Below are 3,147 nucleotides of genomic sequence, written 5' to 3'. Positions count from 1 at the left end.
CCACCACGGCCCCCTTCGCCGCCAAGCCGCTGGATATGAGCGTGCGCATGCGCCGGTTGTGAGAGGGCGGGGCTGCGGCGGCCGGGAGGCGGCCGCGGACGGGGCCGCCTGCCGCCCGTGTTTCACGTGAAACATTTGTACGATAAGTGGGACCGAAAACGAGACGCATCGTCCATCGGCGAAAAAAGAATCGCCGGGCGCGAAGGCCGCCCGGATGCGACAAGGGAAGGAACAAGATCATGATCAAGGAAACGTTGAAGGTGACGGGCATGCACTGCCCGAAATGCACGGCCCGCGTGGAGAAGACCGTGGGGGCGATCGACGGCGTGGAGTCCGTTGCAGCCGATTTCGAGGCCGACAAGGTGGAGCTCGCGTACGACGGCCAGCCTTCCACGCTCGCCGCCGTGAAGGCCGCCATCGCCGCCGAGGACTTCGTCGTAGAGGACTGACGCCGGCCCTCCTCGCGTTCAAGATGCCGGCGGCGCGTTCCCGTCGCCGGTTCGCTCCCCGTACTACCTATCCTCAATTCAATATATTAACCTTGAACATATATACTTCCGATTAGAAATATTATAAGATTAGAATAATTCGGCCCTGGGCCGTTGGGGAAAAGAAAAGGGTAATCGAGGAGGGGCATCATGAATGCATTATCGAAAGGTCATCGCCGGGGGATTGCGAGGGTTCTCGCGTTAGCCGCCTGCCTGTGCGCCATGCTGGCAGCCGGCATGCTCGCCGGGTGCTCGTCGCCCGCGCAAGGCGAGTCGGAGGGCCAGCCGGAGCCGGCGGCCGAGAAGGCGCTCGAGGGCAAGACGCTCGACATCTACTGCGGGGCCGGCATGACCGACCCGTTCCAGGAGATCGCCGACGCGTTCCAGGCCGAGACGGGCTGCACCGTGAACGTGACGTTCGCCAACGCGGCGCAGATCCAGACGCAGATCACCACCACCGAGCAGGGCGACTTCTTCATCGCCGGCTCGGCCGACGAGCTCAAGCCCGTCGAGGCGTTTGTGGAAACCAGCACCGACCTGGTGAAGCACATCCCGGTGCTGGCCGTGCCCGCCGGCAATCCGCAGAACGTCGCCGGCCTGGCCGATTTGTCCGGGGCCTCGCGCGTGCTGGTGGGCGACCCCGAGTCCACCCCCATCGGCAAGATAGCCAAGAACGCGCTGACGAAGGCGGGCCTGTGGGACTCGCTCATGGCAGCGAACGTCCTCACCACCACGACCACCGCACCGCAGATCGCCACCGCCTTGGCCAACGGCGAGGGCGACGCAGGCATCGTGTGGAAGGAGAACGTGAAGGGCGACGGCGTCAAGATCGTGGACACCCCCGATTTGGACGCGTTCGTGAAGACCGTTCCCTCCGCGCAGCTGACCTGCGCCAAGGATGCCGAGGCCACCAAGGCATTCAGCGAGTTCCTCCAGACCGACGCGGCGTGGGACATCTGGGCCGCCTACGGCTACGAGCGAGTGTAGCACCATGGAGGCACGCGAGGCCGCCATGCCGGGAACTCGGCCCGGCGCGGCGGCCCGCGAGCGGCGGCACCGCGGCCGGAAACACGACGTGTTCTCGGGCGTTTCCATGGCCGTGGCCACGGTGGTGCTGCTGTTCGTGGGCAGCGCCATCGTGGCCATCGTGGCCGGCGGCATCGCCCATTTCGGCGAGGCCGTCACCTCGGCCGAGGTGCTGTTCTCGCTTAGGATGAGCGTGGTCACGTCCAGTATCTCCACCGTGCTCTGCCTGGTGCTGGCGCTGCCGACCGCCTACGCGCTGTCGCGCACGAACATGCCGTTCAAACGCGTGGCCGAGGTGCTCATGGAGCTCACGCTGTCGCTGCCCTACATCCTGCTGGGCTTCGCGCTGCTGCTGATCTTCTCGTCGCCGTTCGGCAAGGCCCTCAAAGAGGCCGGGCTCGCGGTGGTGTTCGAACCGGCCGGTATCGTGTTCGCCCAGCTCATCGTGAACCTTCCGTTCGCCATCCGCATGGTGCGCACGGCGTTCGCCGACGTGAGCCCGCGCATGGAGTTCGTGGCGAAGACGCTGGGCGCCACGCCCGGCGACGTGTTCCGCACCATCATTCTGCCGCAGTGCCGCAACGCGCTCATCAGCACGTTCGTCCTCACCTGGGCGCGCGGCATGGGCGAGTTCGGCGCCACGCTCATGCTGGTGGGCGTGACGCGCATGAAGACCGAGACGCTGCCCGGGAGCATCTACCTGAGCATCTCCACCGGCAACAACGAGACGGCCATGGCCACGGCCATGATCATGCTCCTGCTGTCGGCGGCGACGCTCGTGGTGGCGAACCTGCTGAACCGGCCGGTGGGGGCGACCCGTGTCGGGCCTGGCCGCAAGGCGGCGAAGAGGGGAGCCTGGCATGGCCGGAAGCATTGAGGTGCGTGACCTGCGCGTGGAGCGGGGGTCGTTCGTGCTCGAAGTGCCCCGCTTGTCCGTCAGGCCGCGCGAGGTGTTCGCCATCTTGGGGTCCACCGGGTCGGGCAAGACCGTCCTCATGGAGTCGATAGCAGGCGCGTTCCTCCTTGACGGAGGGTGCATCCTGCTGGACGGCAAGGACGTGGAGTCGCTGCCCGTCCAGCAGCGCCACCTGGGCATCCTGTACCAGGACTACGCGCTGTTCCCGCATATGACCGTGCGGGAGAACATCGCCTACGGCCTGCGGATGAACGGCTGCCCGCCGCGCGAGCGCGACGAGCGCGTGCAGGCCATGCTCTCGTTGTTCGATATCGGGCATCTGGCCGAACGGTACCCCGGCATCATCAGCGGCGGCGAGTCGCAGCGCACGGCGCTGGCCCGCGCCTTGGTGCTGGAGCCGGAGATACTGCTGCTCGACGAGCCGTTCTCGGCGTTGGACCCGGCCACGAAGGAGCGCCTGTACGCCACGCTGCGCGCTGTGCATGCGCGGTTCGACTGCACCATCGTGTTCGTCACCCACGACTTCAACGAGGCCCGCACGCTAGCCGACCGCGTGGGCGTGGTGCTGGACGGCCGCCTGCGCGCGGTGCGGGAAGCCCGCGCCCTGTTCGAGCCGGAAGGCCTCGAGCCCGAGGTGCAGGCGTTCCTGGGCCTGCGCTATCCGGGTTTCGCTACTTCCCCCTCATCTTCTTCACGCCGCCCGCTGCGATGACGGCG

Annotated in this window: 4 protein-coding genes; all 4 read left to right on the top strand. The window is 66.8% G+C overall.

From position 1 onward, the window contains the following. Positions 1-239: 239 nt before the first annotated feature. Positions 240-449 carry a heavy-metal-associated domain-containing protein gene (locus GPA_RS09295; RefSeq protein ID WP_015539709.1) on the top strand — a complete coding sequence of 70 codons (210 nt, stop codon included), beginning with the start codon at positions 240-242 and terminating at the stop codon, positions 447-449. A gap of 189 nt (positions 450-638) precedes the next feature. Continuing rightward, positions 639-1,475 (top strand): molybdate ABC transporter substrate-binding protein, encoded by an 837-nt coding sequence (modA, locus tag GPA_RS09290; RefSeq protein WP_041239392.1) that lies wholly within the window; start codon positions 639-641, stop codon positions 1,473-1,475. Positions 1,476-1,479: 4 nt separating this feature from the next. Beyond that, entirely contained in the window at positions 1,480-2,391 is a 912-nt protein-coding gene (locus tag GPA_RS09285; RefSeq protein ID WP_015539707.1) for an ABC transporter permease, read from the top strand. Further along, on the top strand, positions 2,375-3,142 hold the full coding sequence (locus GPA_RS09280) for an ABC transporter ATP-binding protein (RefSeq protein ID WP_015539706.1): 768 nt from the start codon (positions 2,375-2,377) through the stop codon (positions 3,140-3,142). The genes GPA_RS09285 and GPA_RS09280 overlap by 17 nt, the downstream gene beginning before the upstream one ends. The last annotated feature ends 5 nt before the right edge of the window (positions 3,143-3,147 follow it).

Source organism: Gordonibacter pamelaeae 7-10-1-b, assembly GCF_000210055.1.
In the GTDB taxonomy this organism is placed as follows: domain Bacteria; phylum Actinomycetota; class Coriobacteriia; order Coriobacteriales; family Eggerthellaceae; genus Gordonibacter; species Gordonibacter pamelaeae.
This window is presented reverse-complemented; position numbering and strand designations above follow the sequence as displayed.

Excerpts from the sequence above, each read along its gene's own strand:
- GPA_RS09295 (WP_015539709.1), top strand. The coding sequence starts at position 240 with ATGATCAAGGAAACGTTGAAGGTGACGGGCATGCACTGCCCGAAATGC.
- modA (WP_041239392.1), top strand. The coding sequence starts at position 639 with ATGAATGCATTATCGAAAGGTCATCGCCGGGGGATTGCGAGGGTTCTC.
- GPA_RS09285 (WP_015539707.1), top strand. The coding sequence starts at position 1,480 with ATGGAGGCACGCGAGGCCGCCATGCCGGGAACTCGGCCCGGCGCGGCG.
- GPA_RS09280 (WP_015539706.1), top strand. The coding sequence starts at position 2,375 with ATGGCCGGAAGCATTGAGGTGCGTGACCTGCGCGTGGAGCGGGGGTCG.